General features: G+C 64.5%; 15 protein-coding genes. 4 read left to right on the top strand and 11 right to left on the bottom strand.

Translation table 11 applies throughout. The annotated features are described in order from the left end of the window. Window positions 1-2: 2 nt before the first annotated feature. The gene (locus AC56LV_RS19980; protein WP_499560145.1) at window positions 3-674 is read right to left on the bottom strand and encodes an HAD family hydrolase; all 672 of its coding nucleotides are present in this window, start codon (window positions 672-674) and stop codon (window positions 3-5) included. A 541-nt stretch (window positions 675-1,215) separates the two neighbouring features. On the opposite strand from AC56LV_RS19980, the gene AC56LV_RS19975 reads away from it, so the two are divergent. Further along, a complete protein-coding gene (locus AC56LV_RS19975) occupies window positions 1,216-2,184 on the top strand; it encodes a TerC family protein (RefSeq protein WP_499560144.1) in 969 nt (322 codons plus the stop codon). Here AC56LV_RS19975 and AC56LV_RS19970 read toward each other — a convergent pair whose 3' ends face one another. The 7 genes from AC56LV_RS19970 to AC56LV_RS19940 all read right to left on the bottom strand — a co-directional run bounded on the left by AC56LV_RS19970 (window position 2,185) and on the right by AC56LV_RS19940 (window position 12,461). Next, window positions 2,185-4,878, bottom strand: a complete 2,694-nt coding sequence (locus AC56LV_RS19970; RefSeq protein WP_499560143.1) for a molybdopterin-dependent oxidoreductase — start codon at window positions 4,876-4,878, stop codon at window positions 2,185-2,187. 11 nt (window positions 4,879-4,889) lie between these two features. After that, window positions 4,890-6,119: an NAD(P)/FAD-dependent oxidoreductase gene (locus AC56LV_RS19965; protein ID WP_499560142.1), complete on the bottom strand. Its 1,230-nt coding sequence runs from the start codon at window positions 6,117-6,119 to the stop codon at window positions 4,890-4,892. A gap of 14 nt (window positions 6,120-6,133) precedes the next feature. Then, window positions 6,134-6,481, bottom strand: coding sequence for a nitrite reductase small subunit NirD (nirD, locus tag AC56LV_RS19960; RefSeq protein ID WP_499501101.1), 348 nt, complete (start codon window positions 6,479-6,481; stop codon window positions 6,134-6,136). A gap of 11 nt (window positions 6,482-6,492) precedes the next feature. Then, a complete protein-coding gene (gene nirB, locus AC56LV_RS19955; RefSeq protein WP_499560141.1) occupies window positions 6,493-9,057 on the bottom strand; it encodes a nitrite reductase large subunit NirB in 2,565 nt (854 codons plus the stop codon). An 11-nt stretch (window positions 9,058-9,068) separates the two neighbouring features. Continuing rightward, complete coding sequence (locus AC56LV_RS19950; protein WP_499560140.1) at window positions 9,069-10,376, bottom strand: MFS transporter; 1,308 nt, start codon at window positions 10,374-10,376, stop codon at window positions 9,069-9,071. 254 nt (window positions 10,377-10,630) lie between these two features. Continuing rightward, window positions 10,631-11,782 (bottom strand): CmpA/NrtA family ABC transporter substrate-binding protein, encoded by a 1,152-nt coding sequence (locus tag AC56LV_RS19945; protein ID WP_499560139.1) that lies wholly within the window; start codon window positions 11,780-11,782, stop codon window positions 10,631-10,633. 34 nt (window positions 11,783-11,816) lie between these two features. After that, window positions 11,817-12,461, bottom strand: coding sequence for an ANTAR domain-containing response regulator (locus AC56LV_RS19940; RefSeq protein ID WP_499560138.1), 645 nt, complete (start codon window positions 12,459-12,461; stop codon window positions 11,817-11,819). Between the two features lie 650 nt (window positions 12,462-13,111). Between AC56LV_RS19940 and AC56LV_RS19935 the strand changes: the two genes are divergently transcribed. Together AC56LV_RS19935 and AC56LV_RS19930 are read left to right on the top strand one after the other, a co-directional pair. After that, a complete protein-coding gene (locus tag AC56LV_RS19935; RefSeq protein WP_499560137.1) occupies window positions 13,112-15,502 on the top strand; it encodes a S9 family peptidase in 2,391 nt (796 codons plus the stop codon). A 122-nt stretch (window positions 15,503-15,624) separates the two neighbouring features. Beyond that, entirely contained in the window at window positions 15,625-17,337 is a 1,713-nt protein-coding gene (locus AC56LV_RS19930) for a vWA domain-containing protein (protein WP_499560136.1), read from the top strand. 55 nt (window positions 17,338-17,392) lie between these two features. On the opposite strand, the gene AC56LV_RS19925 is transcribed toward AC56LV_RS19930, so the two are convergent. The 3 genes from AC56LV_RS19925 to AC56LV_RS19915 form a co-directional block, all read right to left on the bottom strand. After that, window positions 17,393-18,340 (bottom strand): Ivy family c-type lysozyme inhibitor, encoded by a 948-nt coding sequence (locus AC56LV_RS19925; RefSeq protein ID WP_499560135.1) that lies wholly within the window; start codon window positions 18,338-18,340, stop codon window positions 17,393-17,395. Between the two features lie 244 nt (window positions 18,341-18,584). Beyond that, window positions 18,585-19,826: a M20/M25/M40 family metallo-hydrolase gene (locus tag AC56LV_RS19920; RefSeq protein WP_499560134.1), complete on the bottom strand. Its 1,242-nt coding sequence runs from the start codon at window positions 19,824-19,826 to the stop codon at window positions 18,585-18,587. Continuing rightward, on the bottom strand, window positions 19,823-21,067 hold the full coding sequence (locus AC56LV_RS19915; RefSeq protein ID WP_499560133.1) for a urate hydroxylase PuuD: 1,245 nt from the start codon (window positions 21,065-21,067) through the stop codon (window positions 19,823-19,825). The genes AC56LV_RS19920 and AC56LV_RS19915 overlap by 4 nt, the downstream gene beginning before the upstream one ends. A gap of 162 nt (window positions 21,068-21,229) precedes the next feature. Between AC56LV_RS19915 and AC56LV_RS19910 the strand changes: the two genes are divergently transcribed. Further along, a complete protein-coding gene (locus AC56LV_RS19910) occupies window positions 21,230-22,168 on the top strand; it encodes a LysR substrate-binding domain-containing protein (RefSeq protein ID WP_499453640.1) in 939 nt (312 codons plus the stop codon). The last annotated feature ends 59 nt before the right edge of the window (window positions 22,169-22,227 follow it).

Below are 22,227 nucleotides of genomic sequence, written 5' to 3'. Positions count from 1 at the left end.
ATTCAGCCTGCCAGCAGCGAGTCGGGCCAGTGACGCAATAATGTTGCGGGATCATCGAAGATGGCTACGGCTTCGGACAACGCTGCATCGTCCCAGTAGCCGCCGCAGCGCAATGCAATGCACTTGACCCCGGCTGCCTTGGCCGCCGCAATATCGTAGGGAGTGTCGCCAATCATCACGGCCTCGGTGGGATGCACGCCGGCCTTTTGCAAGGCAACCTCGATGATGTCACCGTCGGGTTTGGACTCCTTTATCTCATCCGAAGAGACCGATGTGTCGAGCAAGTCCTGCAGGCCGGCCTGCTCGAGTAATGCCGGTAGCTCTTCGCCGCTGGATGACGCAATGACCAGACGCAGACCTTCGGACCTCATGTGCTGCACCAACAGCCGGGCGCCGGGTGTCGGGTTCAGGTTCGCCATAAAGCTGTTCAGCAATAAATGCGTGCGGTCTTTTGTAATCTGTTTTGCCAGAGCCGATTCTGAATCGATGTCAAGTAGCTCAGCGAAAACCTTGTCCGATCCCTTACCGATCAAACTCCTTATCTGCTCATAACTGACTACATGGCCATGCCGTTCAAGAGTTTGCATCCACGCTTGCGTATGAGCATCATTGCTATCGATAAGCGTGCCGTCAATGTCAAATAAAACAGCTTTTAGTGCGATTTGATTCATCATATTTATTAATTGAAATGGAGTATTTAATGTTAATTCGTGGCTACTAATTAGCCTGAATAACAGGCAAATCCGCGTCATTCGGATCGCGGGCAAATGCCTGATGCAGCATGTCAGCCAGTTTGCACTTGCTTGCCCGGTTTTGTCGCGCTGTTGATCAAACGGGAAGATTCACCGGACAGCACTGCAGATAAACTGGATGAACCATTTCTGACAAAGCAGAAAATCGGTCGCAAACGATATGCCCTCAATACTGTCGATTTCCCACCCTGCGAATCATATGTGTCAGTTCAATACAGGTGAGCACGGGGCTGGCAGACGACTTGCCAGGTAACGGCCTGAGTAAACTGACCAAGTAATAGCTTGAATAAAACTGATCGTTTAATGTCGAATTGAAGTGATTTGCGTACCGACTGGGAATCGCGCAACGCTGGCAGTGGTTCGATTCATGCATGTAGCATTTCCATAAAATTCATGCTGTAATGACAGCGCGTGCCGGTCAGCACGCCCCCACCAGCGGCCACTGCTACTGCACGGAGGACACATGCTCGAATCGGTCGGCACACCCACGCTCTATCTTTCCTTCACCGCGTTCGTCGTCGTTATGCTGGCCATCGACTTCTTTGGCCTCAAAACATCGGGCGATCACAAAATCAGCACGAAAGAAGCAGCCATCTGGTCCCTGATCTGGATCTCGGTGGCACTGGCCTTCGGTGGCTGGTTCTACTGGTATCTCGAAGGCATTGCCGGCCCGGTCGTGGCCAAGGAGAAGGCACTTGAATACATCACCGGCTACCTGATCGAAAAATCGCTGGCGGTCGACAATGTGTTCGTCTGGATCACCCTCTTCAGCTTTTTCAGCGTGCCGGCGCAATACCAGAAGCGCGTGCTGCTGTATGGCGTGCTGGGTGCGATCGTGCTGCGCGCGATCCTGATTTATCTGGGCGCGCTCCTGCTGGCCCAGTTCCACTGGATCCTCTACATCTTCGGGCTGTTCCTGCTCTACACCGGTATCCAGATGCTGATCTCGGCCGACAGCGAACCCGACCTGGCGGACAACAAGCTGCTGAAATGGCTGCGTGGTCATATGCGGATCACTGACGAATACCACGGTGAGAAGTTCTTCATCATGCGCGACGGCCTGCGCTATGCCACGCCGATGTTGGTGGTGCTGATCATGGTCGAAATCACGGACGTGATCTTCGCGGTCGATTCGATCCCGGCGATCTTCGCCGTCACGAGCGACCCGTTCATCGTGTTCACGTCGAACGTGTTTGCCATCCTTGGCCTGCGCGCGATGTACTTCCTGCTGGCCGACATGGCGGACCGCTTCCACCTGCTCAAATACGGTCTGGCCGCAATCCTGATCTTCATCGGCATCAAGATGCTGCTGCTCGATATCTACAAGATCCCGACCGGCATCGCGCTGGGGGTGGTCGGGGTGATCCTGGGGGGGTCGGTGGTGGCGAGTCTGCTCACCTCCAAACCCGTCCCGAAAACGCCGTCAGGCTGATCAAGCGGCAGCAGCAGCGGTGAAGCGCACCTCGTGCAGCAGCGACTTGATCTCCGGGATGCACGAGCCGCAGTTGCCGCCCGCCTTCAGGCAGGCCGTCACCTGGCCGGGCGTCTGCAAGTCCCCGGCCCGGATCGCGGCGCAGATCGTGTTGCGGCCAACGCCGAAGCACGAGCAGACCGTCGGTCCGGGGTCGGGCCCGGCTTGCACGGCGCGGCCGGCCAGCAGCGTGGCCCGTTCGCGCGGACCCAGTTCGGGTGCGGCAAACAGTCCACCCAGCCAGGCGCGTGCCGGCAGATCGGGCACGCGCGCCACGAACAGGCAGGCTTCGAGGCGACCGTCGACGAGCAGCGCGGCGCGCAGCATGCCTGCCGACTGGTCCTGGTACTCGATCCAGTCGGCATCCTCGCCCGCTTCTTCGCTGCCACCCAGCAGCGCGCGCGCCATATCGGGCGTGACCGGTGCGCGCCCGGCCAGCTCATAACGAATGAAGCCGCTGCCGCGCACGCGCGTCCAGTGGGCCACCCCCTCGAGGCTCAGATCGTGCCGGCTCATGATGAACCCATACCAGGCCACGCCGAACGGCTCGATCCGCACGGGCGTGTGCTTGAATTCAGGCTCGCCCGAGATCGGGTCGACGGCCGGATTGACCAGCGCCCCCACCCGCGCATCGGACGCCGTCTGCCCGTTCCAGTGAATCGGCACGAACGCGGCGCCGCGCGCGATGCCGCCGCCATGCGCCACGCGTGCCACCATCGCGCCCCAGCGTGAACTGATGCGGGCCAGCTCACCTTCGCGCACACCGGCCAGTAGCGCATCGTGCGGATGCAGGTCGACGAATGGCTCGGCCGCGTGGCCGGCCAGGCGCGGCGACTTGCCGGTGCGCGTCATCGTGTGCCACTGGTCGCGCAGGCGCCCCGTGTTGAGCACCAGCGCAAATTCACTGCAAGGCGCATTGGCCGGTGCGCGCACCCCCGTCGCGATGAAGCGCGCCTTGCCGTCCGGGTAAGAAAAGCCGCCGCTGCCAAACAGGCGCGCGGTGCCCTCCCCCACCTCGTTCACCGGCCACTGCACCGGTTGCAGCTCGTCATACGCTGCGCGGCTCATGCCCACCAGCGGATCGAGCCGGAATGCGCGGCGGTGGCCATCGTCGTCATTCTTCCAGGCCGACAGGCGCGCGTGTTCGTCGAAAATCGCATGCTCGCTGTCGAAGTCAAAACCAGCGTAACCCATGCGCTGCGCGACATCGCACAGCGCGCGCCAGTCGGCCCTGGCCTCGCCCGGCGCCGGCAAAAAGGCGCGCTGGCGCGAGATGCAGCGTTCGGAATTGGTGACCGTGCCATCCTTCTCGCCCCAGGCCAGCGCCGGCAGCGCCACATGCGCATACGGCGCCAGGTCGGTGCCCGCCATGACGTCCGATACCACCACCAGCTCACAGGCCGCCAGGGCGCGCCGCACCTGGTCGGCGTCCGGCATGCTGACGACCGGATTGGTCGCCATGATCCACACCGCTTTCACGCTGCCGGCTTCGATCGCGCGGAACAAGTCCACGGCCTTCAGGCCCGGCTTGTCGGCGATGCGCGGCGCGTCCCAGAACGTGCGCACCGCGTCGCGGTGCCCGGCATTGTCCAGGTCCAGGTGCGCCGCCAGCATATTGGCCAGCCCGCCCACTTCGCGCCCGCCCATCGCGTTGGGCTGGCCCGTCAGCGAGAACGGCCCCATGCCGGGGCGGCCGATGCGGCCGGTGGCCAGGTGGCAGTTGATGATCGCGTTGACCTTGTCGGTGCCGCTGCTGGACTGGTTCACGCCCATCGAGAATGCGGTGACCACCCTGTCGGTGCGGGCAAACAGGTCGTAGAACGCCTGCAGGTCGTTCGGATCGAGGCCGCAGATGCGCGCCACGTCGTCGCCTGCGTTGGCGACATCGAGCGCCGCATCCAGGCCGGTCGTGTGTGATGCGACGTAGTGGGCATCGAACGCATCGCTGCGTGCCAGGTGCGCCAGCAAACCGTTGAACAGCGCCACGTCGCTGCCGGGTTTCAGGGCCAGGTGCAGGTCTGCCAGCTCGCAGGTGGCCGTGCGGCGCGGGTCGAGCACGACGATCTGCATTTCGGGACGCGCTTCCTTGGCGCGCACGATGCGCTGGAACAGCGTCGGATGGCACCAGGCCGCGTTCGAGCCGACCAGCACGATCACGTCGGCCAGCTCGAAGTCCTCGTAGCAGCCCGGCACCACGTCTTCGCCGAAGGCGCGCTTGTGGCCGGCCACGGCGGACGACATGCACAGGCGCGAGTTGGTGTCGATATTGGCGCTGCCGACGTAGCCCTTCATGAACTTGTTGGCGACGTAGTAATCCTCGGTCAGGATCTGGCCCGACACGTACAGCGCCACCGCGTCCGGCCCGTGCTCGGCAATGATGCGGGCGAAGCCTTCTGCCACGGTATCCAGCGCCTCGTCCCAGCTGGCGCGCACCAGCGTCCCTCCCTGCCGCACGGCCGGATGCAGCAGGCGGCCGTCCAGATCGAGCGTCTCGCCCAGCGCCGACCCTTTCACGCACAGGCGGCCGCGGTTGGCTGCATGGTCGATGTCGCCTTCGATCGTCGCGCCACCGCCGGGCAGCGCGGTCGCTTTCACGCCGCAGCCGACGCCGCAGTAGGGACAGGTAGTACGCACAGCGTGGATCGGAATCGTCATGGGGTCTCTTTCTATGCAGCCTGCGCGTCGCACAACGCAGGGCCGAACAACAGGCGGTCGCGCAGCGCCGAGATGTCGACGCCGCGCCCGATCAGGTCGAAATACCAGGGGCCGTCGGCCACGTCGCCATACAGCACGGCGCCCGTGAGGCGATTGCCATCGAGGACCAGACGCTTGTACATGCCGGAGCGGCGGTCGCGCAGCACCAGGTCTTGCGTGCCCGGACCGCCGACAATGTCGCCGGCCGAGTACAGATCGATCCCGGTGACCTTGAGTTTGGTGGCCATGGCCTGCTGCACGTAGCGGCGGTGGCCGAAGCCGGCCAGGTGCGCCGCGCAGACGCGGGCCTGTTCCCAGATCGGCGCGACCAGGCCGAAGGTGGCGCGGCGGTGCTGGACGCATTCGCCCACCGCATACACGCGCGGGTCGTAGCTTTGCAGCGTGTCGTCAACGACGATCGCGCGCTCGACATGCAGGCCGGCCGCGCGCGCCAGCGCCACGTTCGGGCGCACGCCGGCCGCCATCACCACCAGGTCGGCCGGCAGCATGACGCCGTTCGAGAGGCGCACCGATGCCACCTTGCCGTCACCCAGAATGGCCTCGGTCTGCACGCCGAGCAGGATGCGCAAGCCGCGCCGCTCGAGCGCCCCCTTGAGCAGCAGCGACGCGTCGCCATCGAGCTGCTGGTTCAGCAGGCTGCCGGTCAGGTGCACGACCGTCACGTCCATCCCGCGCCGCAGCAGGCCATTGGCCGCCTCCAGTCCGAGCAGGCCGCCGCCGATCACCACCGCGTGCCGGCCGTCGCGGGCCGCCTGCAGCATCGTGTCGACGTCAATCAGGTCGCGAAAGCCCACCACGCCCGGCAGGTCCGCGCCCGGTACCGGCACGATGAATGGCTGCGAGCCGGTGGCCAGCAGCAGGCGGTCATATACCACTTCGACGCCCGACTGCGAGCGCACGCTGCGGCGGCGGCGGTCGATGGCCACGACCGGGTCGCCCGTGTGCAGCGTGATGCCATGCTCGGCGTACCACGCGCGCGGATGCAGCACGATGTCGTCCTGCGTCTTGTCGCCGGCCAGCACCGGCGAGAGCATGATGCGGTTGTAGTTCACGTGCGGCTCGGCGCCGAACACGGTGATGTCGTACATGCCCGGGGCCAGCGCGAGCAGTTCCTCGACCGTGCGCATCCCGGCCATGCCGTTGCCGACCACCACCAGCGCGGGCCTGTACGTTGTGCTCATGGTGCTCGTGGTGCTCATGCGGCGACCCAGACGACGGCGCCATCGATCCGGGCCGGATAGCTCGCCACCGACTGCGCCGGCGCCTCCAGGCACTCGCCGCTGGCCAGGTCGAAGTGCTGCTTGTAGATGGGCGAGGCCACGACGATGCGCTCGCCGATGCTGCCCACCAGCCCGCGCGAGAGCACGGCGGCCTGCGAGTTCGGGTCGTAGTTATCGATGGCGAACACGCGCGGCTCAAGGTCGCCGATGCGGAACACGGCCACCTGGCGGCCGTTCAGCAGCGCGCATACGCCGGTGTCGGGGACGATCTCGTCGAGCCGGCAGACCGCCGTCCAGTTGGCAAGTTGGGGGTCACGATGCATGGTCATTCTCCTCAAGCCACGGCGATGGGAATCGTGCGGCGGCGTTCATCGAACGTGGCCGGGCGCACCTGACCGCGCTCAGGCACGAACACCACGTTGCTGTCGGGTTCTGCGCTGTTGACGAAGTGGCGGAAGCGGCTGCGCACGGCCGGATTGGTGATCGCTTCCTTCCATTCGCAGGCATAGGTGTCGACCACGTGCTGCATCTGCGCTTCGAGTTCGTCGCCGATGCCCAGGCTGTCTTCGACCACCACCTGGCGCAGGTACTCGAGGCCCCCTTCGAGGTTTTCGCGCCAGGTCGACGTGCGCTGCAGGCGTTCGGCCGTGCGCACGTAGAACATCAGGAAGCGGTCGGTCAGGCGCACGACTTCGGCCTCGGTCAGGTTCGACGCGATCAGCTCCGCGTGGCGCGGCTTCATGCCGCCGTTGCCGCACACGTACAGGTTCCAGCCCTTGTCGGTGGCGATCAGGCCCACGTCCTTGCCCTGCGCTTCGGCGCATTCGCGGGTGCAGCCCGACACGCCAAACTTGATCTTGTGCGGTGCGCGCAAGCCCTTGTAGCGGTTTTCCAGTTCGATGGCAAAGCCCACGCTGTCGCCCACGCCAAAGCGGCACCAGGTCGAGCCGACGCACGATTTCACCGTGCGCAGCGACTTGCCGTAGGCGTGGCCCGACTCGAAGCCGGCGTCGATCAGCTCTTCCCAGATCGCCGGCAGCTGGTCCACGCGCGCGCCGAACAGGTCGACCCGCTGGCCGCCCGTGATCTTGGTGTACAGGCCGTACTTCTTGGCCACCATGCCCACGGCGATCAGGCCGTCGGCCGTCACTTCGCCGCCCGGCATGCGCGGCACGACCGAGTAAGTGCCGTCCTTCTGGATGTTACCGAGGAAGTAGTCGTTCGAATCCTGCAGGCTGGCGTGCTTCGGTTTCAGCACGAAATCGTTCCACACCGAGGCCAGGATATTCGCAGCGGTCGGCTTGCAGACGTCGCAGCCCAGGCCACGGCCGTGGCGCGCCAGCAGCTCGCCAAACTCCTTGATGCCTTCTACCCGCACCAGGTGGTACAGCTCCTGGCGCGAATATGCAAAGTGTTCGCACAGGTGGTTGTTGACGGCCACGCCCAGTTTCTTAAGTTCGGCGTTCAGCACCTGCGTCACGAGCGGCACGCAGCCACCGCAGGCCGTGCCGGCCGTCGTGCAGCTTTTCAGCGCGCCGATCGTGGTGGCGCCGCCCGCCACCGCCTCGCACAGCGCGCCCTTCGAGATGTCGTTGCACGAGCAGACCTGCGCCGTGGCCGGCAGCTTGTCCACGCCCAGCGCAGGCCGCACGGTGTTGCCGCTCTCGGGCAGGATCAGGTATTCGGGCGCTTCGGGCAGCTCGATCTTGTTCAGCATCGTCTGCAGCAGCGCGCCATAGGATGCCGCGTCGCCCACCAGCACGCCGCCGAGAAGATACTTGCCGCAGCTCGAGACGACGATCTTGCGGTAGGTCTGACGCCGCTCGTCCAGGAACTGGTAACTGCGGCTACCCGGCGTGACGCCATGCGCGTCGCCCAGGCTGGCGACGTCCACGCCCATCAGCTTGAGCTTCGTGCTCATGTCAGCGCCCGCAAAGCCGCATTCGGCGCCCAGCACATGGCGCGCGGCGGTGCGCGCCATGTCGTAGCCCGGCGCCACCAGGCCAAACAGCTGGCCGCTCCACAGCGCGCATTCGCCGATCGCGTAGATGTGCGGGTCGGACGTCAGGCACTGGCCGTCGATGACGATGCCGCCGCGCGCGCCCAGTTCAAGGCCGGCCTGGCGCGCCAGTTCGTCGCGCGGGCGGATGCCGGCCGAGAACACGATCATGTCGGTGTCCAGACTCGTGCCGTCGGCGAACTGCATGCGGTGGGTCGTGGCGTCGCCATCGACAATGGCCAGCGTGTTCTTGCCGGTGTGGACGCCGACACCCAGTTCTTCGATGCGGGTGCGCAGCACGCGCGCGCCGGCATCGTCGACCTGCACCGCCATCAGGCGCGGCGCAAATTCGACGACGTGCGCCTGCAGGCCCAGGTCGCGCAGCGCCTTGGCGCACTCCAGGCCCAGTAGGCCGCCGCCGATGACGACGCCGATGCGCTGGCGCGTGCCGTCGCCACGACCGGCGCATTCCTTCATCTTCTCGAGGTCTTCGATCGTGCGGTACACGAAGCAATCCTTGCGCTCGGCGCCTGGCACCGGCGGCACGAACGGGTACGAGCCGGTGGCCAGCACCAGGCGATCGTAGGAGACGGCGCTGCCGTCGCCCAGCAGCACCGACTGCGCGGCGCGGTCGATGGCGACCACCTTCGCGTTCAGGCGCAGCACCACGCGCTCGGCCAACTCGGCGCGTTCGAAGTAGCCCGGCGCGACCAGCGACAGGTCATCCGCGCTTTTACCGGCGAAGAATTCCGACAGGTGCACGCGGTCGTAGGCCGGACGCGGCTCTTCGCCCAGCACCGTGACCCGCAGCGGTGTCGCCGGGTCCTGCATGCTGCCCGCTGCAAGCGTTTCGAGGAATTTGTGGCCCACCATTCCGTGGCCGATGACGACGATATGCATGACGTTCTCCTTTATGCTGCAACGGTTGCGGACGGGGTGCTGGACGGGATGCGGGACGTGCTGCCGAAGCGCGCGCCAAGCGCGCACAGGCTGGCCACCAGTACCAGGCCACTCAGGATCGTGAGCGTGCTCTGGATGTCACCCGTGCCTTTCATCAGGAAGCCTGCGGCGACGGCGCCGACATTGCCCCCGGCGCCGACGATGCCGGCCACGCCACCCAGCGCCTTGGGCGCCACGAACGGCACCAGTGCATAGGTCGCGCCGCAAGCCATGTGCGTGAACAGGCCGAACACCAGCATCGCGACCACCGCAAACACGACGCCGTCGGCCTGCGCGAACCACAACAGGCCGAGCGCCTCGCCGATCATCAGGACGAACAGGATGGTCACGCGGCGATTGACGTCGCCGCCCCGGGCTGCGCGGTCCGACAGCCAGCCGCCCAGCGCGCGGGCGAACAGCGCCAGCACGCCAAAGCTGCCGGCCGCCATGCCGGCCTGGCCCAGGGTCAGGTCGAAATGATCGACGTAGTACACGGCGGCGATGTTGTGGATGAAGATCTCGATGCCGAAGCAGGCGCCGTAAGTGACGAACAGCAGCCATGCGCGGTAGTTGCGGCAGCCTTCGGTGAAACTGGCCCAGCCACCCTTGCCGGCGCTGGCCAGCAGGTTGCCGGTCTTGCGCAGGTCGTCGTAGTTACCGGCCGGGCAATCCTGCGTGTAGCGCCAGTAGACAAAGGCCATGACGATCATCATGACGCCCGGGACCACCAGCGCCACGCGCCAGCTCATCGACTGGCTCACGCCCAGCATCACGACGGCGGTGAGCAGCAGCGGCATCAGCGCCTGCGCCGCGCCGCCGCCCGCATTGCCCCAGCCGGCAGCGGCCGCGTTGGCGGTGCCGACCACCTTCGGCGAGAACATCACCGACGTGTGGTACTGGGTGATCACGAAGCTGGCGCCGACCGCGCCGATGCCCAGGCGGGCCAGCAGGAAGGTTTCGTAGCTCTGCGCCATGGCCACGCCCAGCACGGGAATCGCGCCGATCAGCAGCAGGCCCGTATAGGTCTTGCGCGGGCCGTAGCGATCGCACAGGGGGCCGACCAGCAGGCGGACAAAAATCGTGATCGCCACCGCCGCGATATTGATGTTGGCGATCTGCTCCATCGACAGGCCGAATTCGCCCTTGATGACGGGCATCAGCGGCGCGCAGGCGAACCACGCGAAGAAGCAAATGAAGAAGGCCACCCAGGTCAGGTGGAAGGCGCGCATGGGGGCGCCCTGGAACGAGAAGAGATTGATGTTGTCTGCTTTGCCGGTCATGATTTTCGTCCTTGGAAAACAAAAAGGCGTCCGCGCTGCTGCCTGGGGCAGAAGCTGCGGACGCCGTTGTCCTGATGCCGGCCCGTCGTTGGGCCAGCGTTATATGAAGGAGATCGTCATTGATCCTGTCTCTGTATCAGCAAGAGGCGTGCCACACGCGGTTCAGGGCGGAGCCGGCAACCGGCGCCGAATAGATGCTGCATTGCGGTGCACCATTCCCCAAGATGATGCACGGGCGTGCACCGCGGCCGGCATCAAGCCGGTGCGGGCCCTGTGACGTAGGCGTGCGGATCGCTGCCATCCCAGACCCGGCCATCCATGAGCGTGGACGTGCGCAGCGTGGCGGCAGGCAGCGGCGTGCCGGTGCGCTCGGCCGCTTCGCGATACAGGTCGATCCGGTTGACCTGCTGCGCCAGCGCCAGGTAATCGGGATGGGTGCGCAGCAAGCCCCAGCGGCGGTGCTGCGTCATGAACCACATGCCGTCGGACAGCCACGGGAAATTGGCTTCGCCGCCAGCGTAGAAACGCAGACCATTGTGGCCATGCCTGGCCGGGCCTTCCGAAGGCCCGGCCAGGCAATACTGCAGCGTCTCACGGCTGGCATTCACATACGCAGGACTGGCCAGCACCTCGGCCGCCGCTTCGCGATTGGCGCGCGAGGCGTCGAGCCAGCGCGCAGCCTGCAGCAGCGCGGCGATCATCGCGCGGCAGGCATTCGGGTGGGTCGCAGCAAAGGCGGCGCGCGTGCCCAGCGCCTTGCCGGGATGGTTGGGCCATACCTGCTCGCTCGACGCGGCCTGCACACCGGCGCCGTCGCGCAGCGCGCGCTGGCCCCACGGCTCGCCCGCACAGAAGCCATCCATATGGCCGGCCGCGAGGCTCGTCGCCATCTGCCCCGGTGGCACTGTCACCAGCTGACAATCCTTCATCGGATCGACGCCCTGCGCCGCCAGCCAGTAATACAGGAACATCGCGTGGTTCCCGGTCGGGAACGTATGCGCGAGCGTCAGGCGCTGCCCGGCCTGCACCAGGCGCGCCAGTCCGCCCGGTTCTGCTGCTGCCTCGGCCCAAGGGCGCGAGAGGGTGATGTTCTGGCCGTTCTGGTTCAGGTTCATCAGCACCGCCATGTCGCACTGGCCGGTGCCGATACCGTTCTGGATCCCGTAGACCATGCCGTACAGCGCCTGCGCCGCATCGAGCTGCCCGCCCACCAGGTGCTCGCGCATGCCGGTCCAGGATTGTTCGCGGCTCAGTGCAAAGCGCACGCCGTACAGTTCATCAAAGCCCAGCACCGACGCCATCACCAAAGGCGCGCAGTCGGCCAGCGGCATGAAGCCGATGCGAATGGTCTCGATCTCGGGACGGTCGGTACCGGCGATCCATGCGCCCTTGCCTGCCAATGTCATAGATATCCTGGTGTTCTTGTTAGGTGCGGGGCGCTCAGCCCAGCAGGTCTTCCACGTCGATCAGGCGCTGCGCGACGTCGACCAGCTTCATGTTCTTGTTCATGGCCAGGCTGCGCAGGCGCTGGTAGGCCTGGTCTTCGGTCAGCTGGTAGCGCGTCATCAACATGCCCTTGGCGCGGTCGAGCACCTTGCGCTCAGCGAGCTTTTGCCGGGTATCGCTCAATTCGTCGAGCAATCGCTGCTCGCGCCGGAAGCGCGCCAGCGCGACGTCGAGCACCGGCTTGACGCGCTCGGCCTGCAGGCCGGCCACGATGTACGCCGACACGCCCGCTTCCAGTGCGGCGTCCATGCTGGCCGGGGCGTCGTCCTCGGTGAATAGCACGATGGGCCGGCGCGCGTCGCGGGTGGCAATCACGATGTGTTCGAGCACGTCGCGCGCGTCGGACTCGCTGTCGAGGATGATCAGGTCGGGCTGCAATTGCGCGATGCGCTCGGGCAGGAACACGTCGGCCGGGAGTGATGCAACCAGGTCGTAGCCCGATTCGAGCAGGCCAATGCGCAGCGCGGTGCTGCGCCGGGTCTGCGCCGCCTGGGCCGCGTCGGGGTCGGCGCCAGGTGTCGTTGCGGACAGCACGACAACAATGCGCAAATGTGGGGTTGTTGTGTCTCGCGGTTTCATGCAGTTTTTACATGCAAGAATCGTACCGTGTTGCCCAATTGCATTGAATCCTTGCCCTTCTTATGCGTGTGCCGATTGTCGAGATATGCGTCAAGCGCATATCTTTCCAGTGAGCAACTAAACAATTATTCGTTTTATGAATCGCGGGAATCACGAATGAAAAGTTTTCTTATGACTCGATGAATCCTATACTGCAACGCAACATGACAGTATTTAACCAGGAGCGCAACATGACTGCAGCTATCCAGCAAACCAATTTCTTCGCAGCGGCCATCGCCGCCATCCGTAGTTTCTCGCAAGACCTGTATATCGCCCACGGCGGTTACGCTCCATCGGTGCGGGGTTAATCATGCATCCACTCGAATACCTGACCATCGCCCTGGCCGTGCTGACCGTTGCCGCCCGCGTCTCGATGTACCTGCCACGCCCGCCAAAAGGCCCGTTCAAGGCAATGTAAGCAACCGGCAAACGCCCGCTCAAGGCGGAATGATCCGCCTGTTTTACCGGACGCCGGCCGTATTGACATACTGCCGGCGTTTGTATTTATAGCAAAAAAACCTTCTCCAATCCGCGCGCCGTGGCAAGTGGCTGCGCTAGAATGCATTCGCATTTCTGGCCAGAAAGCCCCTTCTTTCACTTACCACATACCCATGCGCACACCTGCACTCACCCTCTTTGCGGCCTCGTTCGCGGCCTCGCTGGCATCGATCGCACTGCCGGCAGCAGCAGCACCGACACCCATCACCCTCGACCAGGCCATGAGCCATCCCGACTGGATCGGCACGCCGGTGGAAGACGCCTGGTTCAGCTGGGACAGCAAGCAGGTGTACTACAAGCAGAAGCGCACCGGCTCGCCCGTGCGTGACACGTTCCAGGCCGGCGCGAACGCCGGCAAGGCGCAGATGGTCAGTGATGCCGAGCTGACGAAGATCGACAGCGCCGACGTGGTCTACAACCGCAACAACACGCGCATGCTGGTCATCCGCAACAACGACCTGTTCGAGCGCGACCTGAAATCGGGCCAGCTGGTGCAGGTCACGCGCGGCGCGAGCCGCATCGGCAACGCGCAGTACGCGGCCGACGAACGCTCGGTGCAGTACCGCATCGGCACCGATTGGTATGTGTGGGACCGCGTCACCCGTGTCACCGGCCCGGCCGCGCTGCCGCGCGCGGCGAAGGACCCGAACGCGCCGGAAGACGACGCCTACCGTGCCACCGAACTGCGCCTGATCGAGCACCTCAAGCGCCAGAAGGATGACCGCGACGCGCTGCGGGCCCGCAACGACGAACTGCGCCGGGTCGATGCCTCGATGGCGCCAACGCCCGTCTACCTGGGCGACAAGGTCACGCTGGAGGCAAGTTCGCTGTCGCCGGACGGCCGCTGGCTGCTGGTCGTCACCGCCGCCAAGAGCGCCGACAAGGGCCGCGTGGGCAAGATGCCGCGCTACGTGAACGAATCGGGCTACGAAGAAACCGAAGACGTGCGCACGCGCGTGGGCCGCAACATGCCACCGGCGCATTCGCTCAAATTGGTCGACCTGCGCACCAATGCCATCAAGGACATCGGCTTCGACACCCTGCCCGGCATCACCGTCGATCCGCTGGCCGCGCTGCGCGCAGCCGCCAAGAAGGATCCCCTCAAGGGCAACCGGCCGGTGGTCGTTTCGGGTGGCCGCAACGCAATCGACTGGAGCAGCAATGGCGCCAACGTCGCCGTGATGCTGCGATCAAGCGACAACAAGGACCGCTGGATCGCCAGCGTCGACCTGCGTGACGCCAGGCTGCAACCCCTGAACCGCGTGACCGACGGCGCCTGGGTCAATTACGACAACGCCGAATTCGGCTGGCTGCCGGACAACCGCACGCTGTGGTACCTGTCGGAAGAATCGGGTTACTCGCACCTGTACACGCAGGACACCATGGGATCAGCCGCGCCACGCGCGCTGACCTCGGGCAAATGGGAAGCCAGCGACGTGCGCTGGAGTGCAGATGGCAGCACTGCCTACATGCTGTGCAACCACGAAGCGCCGGGCGACTACGAAGTCTGCGCCGTGAACGCCAGGGGTGGCGCGGTGCGCGAAGTGACAAAGCTCGACGGCGTCGAACGCTTCAACCTGTCGCCGGACCAGAACAAGCTGCTCGTGCACTGGTCGTCGAGCTACACGCCGGTCCAGATCGCGACCGTGTCCGTTTCGGGCGGCGCCGCCACCAAACTGACCGACACCCGCACGCCCGACTTCAAGGCGCGCGAGTGGATCGAGCCCCAATACGTGGCCGTGCCATCGAGCGCCGGCGGCGATCCGGTGCACGCCAAGCTGTATCGGCCTGCACAGCTCGAAGCCGGCAAGACCTACCCGGTTGTGATGTTCGTGCACGGCGCCGGCTACCTGCAGAACGTCAGCAAGCGTTATCCGGTCTACTTCCGCGAGCAGATGTTCCACAACCTGCTGGTCCAGCAGGGGTACATCGTGCTGGACATGGATTACCGCGCCTCGAAAGGCTATGGCGCCAAGTGGCGCACCGCGATCTATCGCCAGATGGGCCATCCGGAACTGGACGACTACCTCGACGGCGTGAAGTACCTGGTCGGCCAGCAGCAGGGCGACGCCAACAATATCGGCGTGTATGGCGGCAGCTACGGCGGCTTCATGACCTTCATGGCCCTGATGCGCGCACCGGACGTATTCAAGGCCGGCGCCGCGCTGCGCCCGGTCACCGACTGGACCAGCTACAACCACGAGTACACCGCCAACATCCTCAACACGCCGGACATCGACCCGGAAGCGTATAAAAAATCGTCGCCGATCGAGTACGCGCAGAACCTGAAAGGCCACCTGCTGATCTCGCACGGCATGATCGACGATAACGTGCTGTACCAGGACTCGGTGCGCATGGCGCAGCGCCTGATCGAAATGAAGAAGGACCACTGGGAAATGGCGAGCTACCCGCTCGAGCGCCACGGCTACGTGCAGCCCGAAGCCTGGTACGACCAGTACCGCCGGATCTATCAGCTGTTCGAGCGCTCGCTCAAGCAGAAGTAATCCACGCGCCGGCAACCGCTGCGCATATCCTTTTTGCATAGGCATTACAGGATGTAAGCGCGATTGCCGGCGGCGCGCGGCTGGTGCACCTTATGACAACAACCACGTCATGAGGTCCCGCCATGCCACGCTCGCGCGCCGTCGCCCTGCCCGCCTTGTCCCTCCTTGCAGCAGCCCTGCTGCTGGCCGCTTGCAGCGCGCCCCAACAGGTTCAAGGGGACAGTGCCGCGCCGCCGCCAGCTCCCTCGTCCCCCGCCGTGGTCGAACTCACCGGCAGCAGCATCCGAAATATTTCCCCGTACCAGGGCTACACCGGCGTGTCGCCGACGACCTTCCAGCGTCGCCTCGCTACAGTGCCGTATCCGATGCCTTACCCGTCCCCGAGCTACGCACCCGGCGCCGACCGCTTCCCCGATGTCCAGGCCAACCGCGCAGTGCTGGTCGAAGAGCAGCCAGTGTCCACCTTTAGCAGCGATGTCGATACCGCCTCGTATGCGTACGTGCGGCGCCAGCTGAGCGCCGGCCGGCTGCCGCCACCGGCCGCCGTGCGGGTCGAGGAAATGGTGAACTACTTCCCCTACGCCTATGCTGCACCGAACAAGGCCAGCCAGCCATTCGCGCTGACCACGGCCCTCATGCCCAGCCCGTGGAATGCGGACAACCAGCTGCTGCACGTGGCCGTGCGCGGCTACGATCTGCAGCGTGCCGAACGGCCGCCGATGAATGTCGTGCTGCTGGTCGACGTGTCCGGCTCGATGGCCCCGCAGGATCGCCTGCCGCTGCTCAAGCAGGGCTTTCGCCTGTTCGCACAGGGCTTGCGCGAACAGGACCGGGTTGCGATCGTCACCTACGCCAATGGCACGGCGGTGGCGCTCGAGCCGACCACGGGCAGCGACAAGCAGAAGATCATTGACGCCATCGATGCGTTGCAGGCAGCCGGCGGCACGGCCGGCCGCGATGGCCTGGAGCGCGCCTACGCCATGGCCCAACGCCACTTCGATGCGAAAGCCGTCAACCGCATCATCCTGGCCACCGACGGCGATTTCAATATCGGCGTGAGGGACCCGCGCCAGCTCGAATTCTTCATTGCCGAGAAGCGCAAGAGCGGCGTCTACCTGTCGATTTTCGGCGTCGGCGACGGTAACCTGAACGATGCGCTGATCCAGCGCCTGACGCAGTCGGGCAATGGCAATGCCGCCTACATCGACTCGCTGCTCGAAGCACGCAAGGCGCTGCAGGGCGAACTTGGCTCGACCATGTTCCCGATCGCCAACGACGTCAAGATGCAGGTCGAGTTCAACCCGGCCCGCGTGGCGGCCTACCGCCTGATCGGCTACGAAACGCGCATGCTGGCGCGCCATGACTTCAAGGACGACAAGGTCGATGCGGGCGACATGGGCGCCGGCCACACGGTGACCGCGATCTACGAGATCACACCGGCGGCAGGCGCTGCCAAACTGGTCGACCCGCTGCGCTATGGCGGCGGCAAGAAAGCCGCACCCGCGGGCAAAAATGACGAGCTGGCGTTCGTGCGGGTACGCTACAAGCTGCCGGGAGAGAGCAAGAGCCGCCTGGCCGAGCAGCCGGTGCGCCCGGCAACGGCGCGCGCCACGCTGGCCGCCGCGCCGGCCGACCAGCGCTTCGCCGTGGCGGTGGCCGCGTTCGGCCAGCGCCTGCGCGGCGAGCCGCAGGTCAGTGACTACAGCTATGCCGACATCGCCACGCTGGCGAACGACGCCCGGGGCGCCGACGCTGACGGCTATCGCGCCGAGTTCGTGAAGCTCGTGCGGATGGCTGAAGCGCTGGGCCAGGCCGGGGCGACCGGGCGGCCTTGATCGATAGCGCCTGATGACACGGGCTAAACGCCCTCGACTGCTTGCACCGCCTTATTTAACGCGCGCCCGTTTTGAACATGATTTTTCCAACGGGTGAGATAACGAGGCGTGCATCGTCGTTCTGCTGGAATCGTGGATCGGAAAATACGGCTTGGATCGCCGCCTTGTCGATTTTCTGGCTGGATCCGGAATAGCGTGTCCGGCCTTCGTTGAAACGCGCCCAGAAATATCCCGACGTTACGGCATCAATCATCACAAAGCTGTAATTGCCACCGCAATCATGCGGCATGCAACCCTGCAAAACGATATAACGCCCTTGCACGAGATACGTCTCGCTCGCGACACTGATTGCCGTTCTCAGGTCACGGAACGTCTCGAGGCCCGTGGCTTTGGCAAATGGCTCACGCAATACTTTGTCATCGAATAACGCGATCGGGTGCTCACCAATGAGCTTTGCATACTCCCTCCTGAACCCCATGGCCACGAATCCTGCGCCTGGGATAAATGGGCTGGCCGTCATGACCTCGCTGCCATATTTGTCTACTCCCGCTGAGACCCCTTCGGCCAAGCCACCGATAACCCGGTCCCCTTCAAATGTCAGCGTGATTTTTGACGGGTTGTCGATGGGGTACTTTTTGACGCTCCCCGCACTGGGCAGGACGAGTGTGATCGTGGTCGAGTCTCCGCATGCACTGCCTGCACAGCTGTCTGAAACCAGTACCGCCACGGCTTTTTTTGGACTTGGATAAGCTGCCTCGATGGCGGCAAAGTCATTTCTGACCACATCAGATTTTTGCTTGCTCTTTGCGGCACTGACCGTTACCGCCTGATCAAAGGAATCAGCGCCTTTGGATTTCTCGAGCCGGAGATTATTCGATAATGCGACGTCGGTAATACTAGTTTTGTTAGTTAGCTGCTTTCCGCTCCATACAAAATCGGCGGCGCTTGCGTGGATGCTTAATACTGCAAGCACAGCTGTGTACAACAATTTAAGTCTGGTCATTCGTGTCTTCCACCGCGAGGATAAGTGATCGTCAAAAGATGATTATCTGTTATTTCCCTGTGGAATCAAATAGGTCGATTGTCAAATCCATAAAAACAACAACGCTCTGATATGCAGGCTGCCGAGCGGAATTTCAGGAATCACCTGTACACACCAGAATATGCAGCCGAAGCGATGAAGTTGAGCTTGGCCGAAAGTCACAATGAGCGACCATATTCGAACCACCGTCGCGAACGAGTACCACTTACTCAGACTCCGCCGCCAGCATATCCAGCAGCGTCAGCGCCACCACCTTGGTGGCGCTGCGCAAGTCTTCCAGCGCCAGCCGCTCGTCGGCCTTCTTCGCGTTGGCCTCCGTGACCGTGCGCGGCCCGGCCCCATACAGGACGGCCGGAATACCGCGCTCGCCGTACAGGCGCGCATCGGCATACAGCGGCGTGCCGACAGCGGGAATCGCCTCGCCCAGCACGGCGTACGCATTGCGGCGCAAGCTCTCGACCAGTGGTTGCGCGCCGGGTAGCGGACGCAGCGCCTGCGACAGCAGCAGGCGCTTGACCTCGAGCCGGATGCCGGGCATGCCGGCCACCGCGTCGGTGATCAGCGCACGCACCTGTGTTTCGACCGCGACCGGGTCTTCTTCGGGAATCATGCGCCGGTCGAGCTTCAGCACCACCTTGCCCGGCACCACGTTGGTATTCGTGCCGCCGTCGATGCGCCCGACGAGCATCGTCGGCGAATCGATGCCGGGCACGCCCGACTTGATGGTCTTGAGGCGTGGCAGGTCGCCGTAGATCGCGTTCAGCACCCGCGTGGCTGCCTGCAGCGCATCGACCGCTGTGTCGGGCATCGCGCCGTGACCGGCCTTGCCGTGCACCGTCACTTCCAGCTGCAGGCAGGCGTTGTGCGCCGTGATGATGCTGTAGCCAAAACCGGCGGCGATCACGTAGTCGGGCTGCGTCAGCCCCTGTTCCAGCAGCCAGCCCGGCCCCAGCAGCCCGCCGAATTCTTCGTCGTACGTAAAGTGCAGCTCGACGCCGCCACGCAGCGGCGCGCCCAGTGCTTCGAGCGCGCGCACCGCGAAGACATAGGTGGCAAAGTCGCTTTTCGATACGGCCGCCGCGCGCCCGTACAGGTAGCCGTCTTCGATCACGGCGCCATATGGTGGATGGGTCCAGCCCTCGCCCGGCGGTACGACGTCGCCATGCGCATTGAGCGCCAGCGTCGGCCCGTGTCCGCCGTACGGCCGGCGCACGATCAGGTTCGTGATGCTTTCCAGGCCATAGTCAATCACCTGCTGCGCTGGCACCGCATGCCGCTCGACGGGCCAGCCGGCGCCCTCCAGCATGTCGGCCACGGCCTCGGCGTGGGGCGCGTTGTTGCCCGGTGGCGTATCGGTGGGAATCCGCACGACGGCCTGCAGGAAGCCCACTTCTTCGTCAAAATGCGCATCGATCCAGTCGATCAGGCGTGTCTGCAGTGCATTCATGGTGTGTTTCCTGTGTTGGCGCCGGCCTCGAACCAGGCCTTGACCACGGTGCGTTCGGTATCAGTCATGTGCGTCAGATTTGCCAGCGGCATGGCCCTGGTCTGGACTGTCTGCTGGTAGATGCGCGCGGCGTTCTGGCCGATCTGTTCCGGTGTTTCGAGCATCACGCCCAGAGGGGCGGCCGCAAAGCCGGGCTGCGTCGGCTGCGCCGCATGGCACGAAACGCAGCGCGCGCCCATGATCGTGCGGACCTCGGCAAAGCGGGCGGCGTCGGCCGCCGCGGTAGTGACCACCGGATCGATGCGCGCCGGCCGGGCTGGCGCCAGTAACACGCCAAGTCCCAGCAGCAGCACGGCGCCCGCCACAGGGTACCGCCATTCGATGCGGCCCTTGTGGCGCAGGTTGAAGAAGTGGCGGATCAACACGCCGGCCAGCATGATCACGCCCAGCACTGCCCACGCATGCGGGTGGTTGTAGGTCATCGCGTAGTGGTTGCTGATCATGATGAACAGCACCGGCAGCGTGAAGTAATTATTGTGGACGCTGCGCTGCTTGGCCCTGATGCCGTGGACCGGGTCGGGCTTCTGCCCCGCCAGCATCGCATTGACCATTTTGCGCTGGCCCGGAATGATCAGCATCGCCACGTTCGCCACCATGATCGTCCCGATCATCGCGCCCACGTGCAGGTACGCCGCGCGGCCGCTGAGCAGGTGCGTGAGCACCCAGCTGCTACCGACCAAAAACAGAAAGACCGTCGCGCCAAACGCCAGCTGGCGCTGCACCAGCGGTGAGCGGCACAGCAAGTCGTAGACGATCCAGCCCACGACCAGGCTGCCGATGCCGATCCCGATCGCCTGCCCGCTCGACAAATCGGCCACGCTGCGGTCGATCATCATCGCTTTCGCATTCATGTAATACACGATGCTCAAGAGCGCAAAGCCCGACAGCCACGTGGAATAGGCTTCCCACTTGAACCAGTGCAGCTCCTTTGGCAGTTCGGCAGGCGCCACCAGGTATTTTTGCGGGTTGTAGAAGCCACCGCCGTGCACCGCCCACAGTTCGCCGGCGACGCCCTTGCGCTCGAGATCCGAGCCAGGCGCCGGCGGCTTGATCGTGTTGTCGAGCCAGACGAAGTAGAACGATGCGCCGATCCAGGCGATGCCGGTGATGATGTGCAGCCAGCGCACCAGCAGATTGAGCCATTCGAGAACGTAGGGGGCCAGGTATCCGGGGTCGAACATGGGCGTCCTTCAGGGTCGCAGATTCAAGGGAAAATACGCGAGCGCGCCAGTGCAACCATGGCGACCGACGGCTTGACGATACGCTGATTTCCATTTGTGCAACAACAAAATCGGCGTATATTCGACATATTCAACTCGATATACAACCAAGATTGCACGGCCATGTCCAGCCTTCCCCGCAACCTCGACCTGCACCTGATCCGCATCCTCTACCTGCTGCTGGTGGAGAAAAACGTCTCGCGCGTCGCGCTCAAACTCAATCAGCCGCAGCCCTCGATTTCAGCCTCGCTGCGCAAACTGCGCGAGCTGACGGGCGACCCGATCCTCGTGCGCGGCGCGCGCGGCATGGTGCCAACGCAGCACGGCGAGGGTCTGCTCAAGCCCGCCAAGCGCATCCTCGACGAAGCCGAGAGCCTGTTCGTGCGCAAGGCGCCGTTCCAGCCCGAAGACGCCGCGCGCACCTTCCATATCGCCGCGCCGGACTACCTCGATGCGCGCTTTCTGCCCAACGTGGTGGCGCTGCTGCGCCGCGGCTCGCCCGGCAGCAAGGTCGTGATCCATGCGCTGGGGCCGGGCCAGGATTACCTGCGCATGCTGTCCGACGGCGATATGGACCTGGTGATCGCGAACTGGGACGAGCCGCCGGCGCACCTGCACATCTCGAAGCTGTTCGAAGACCCGATCATCTGCACGATGCGCGCCGACAGCCCGTATGCGCGGCGCACGGCGCCGGACGCGATGACGCTCGAGGATTATCTCGACCTGCCCCACGTCGCCCCGACCCAGATGCTGCCCGGGTATCACGGCGTGATCGATGCGCATCTCGAGCGCCTCGGCCTGCAGCGCCGCGTGGCGGTGGAGTCGCCCTACTTCGGCGTGATCCCGTACATGCTCACGCAAAGTGACCTGGTCCTGACCACCGGCCGCCAGTTCATCCGCGCCTTTGAGAAGACGCTGCCTTTGAAAAGCTTCACGGTGCCGGTGAAGTTTCCGCCGATGCGCTTTTATCAGTTGTGGCACCAGCGCGTGCACCAGTCGACCGAGCACAAATGGCTGCGCGACCAGGTCAGCAGCGCGGCGCGCGCCCTGGTGCAGGGCTAGTCTATATGCGCAGGCTGCTGGCAGCCATCCGCCGGGCGATATGGGCGGGGCCACCGCCA

The sequence above is a fragment of the Telluria sp. RB2R28 genome, assembly GCF_059685835.1.
This window is presented reverse-complemented; position numbering and strand designations above follow the sequence as displayed.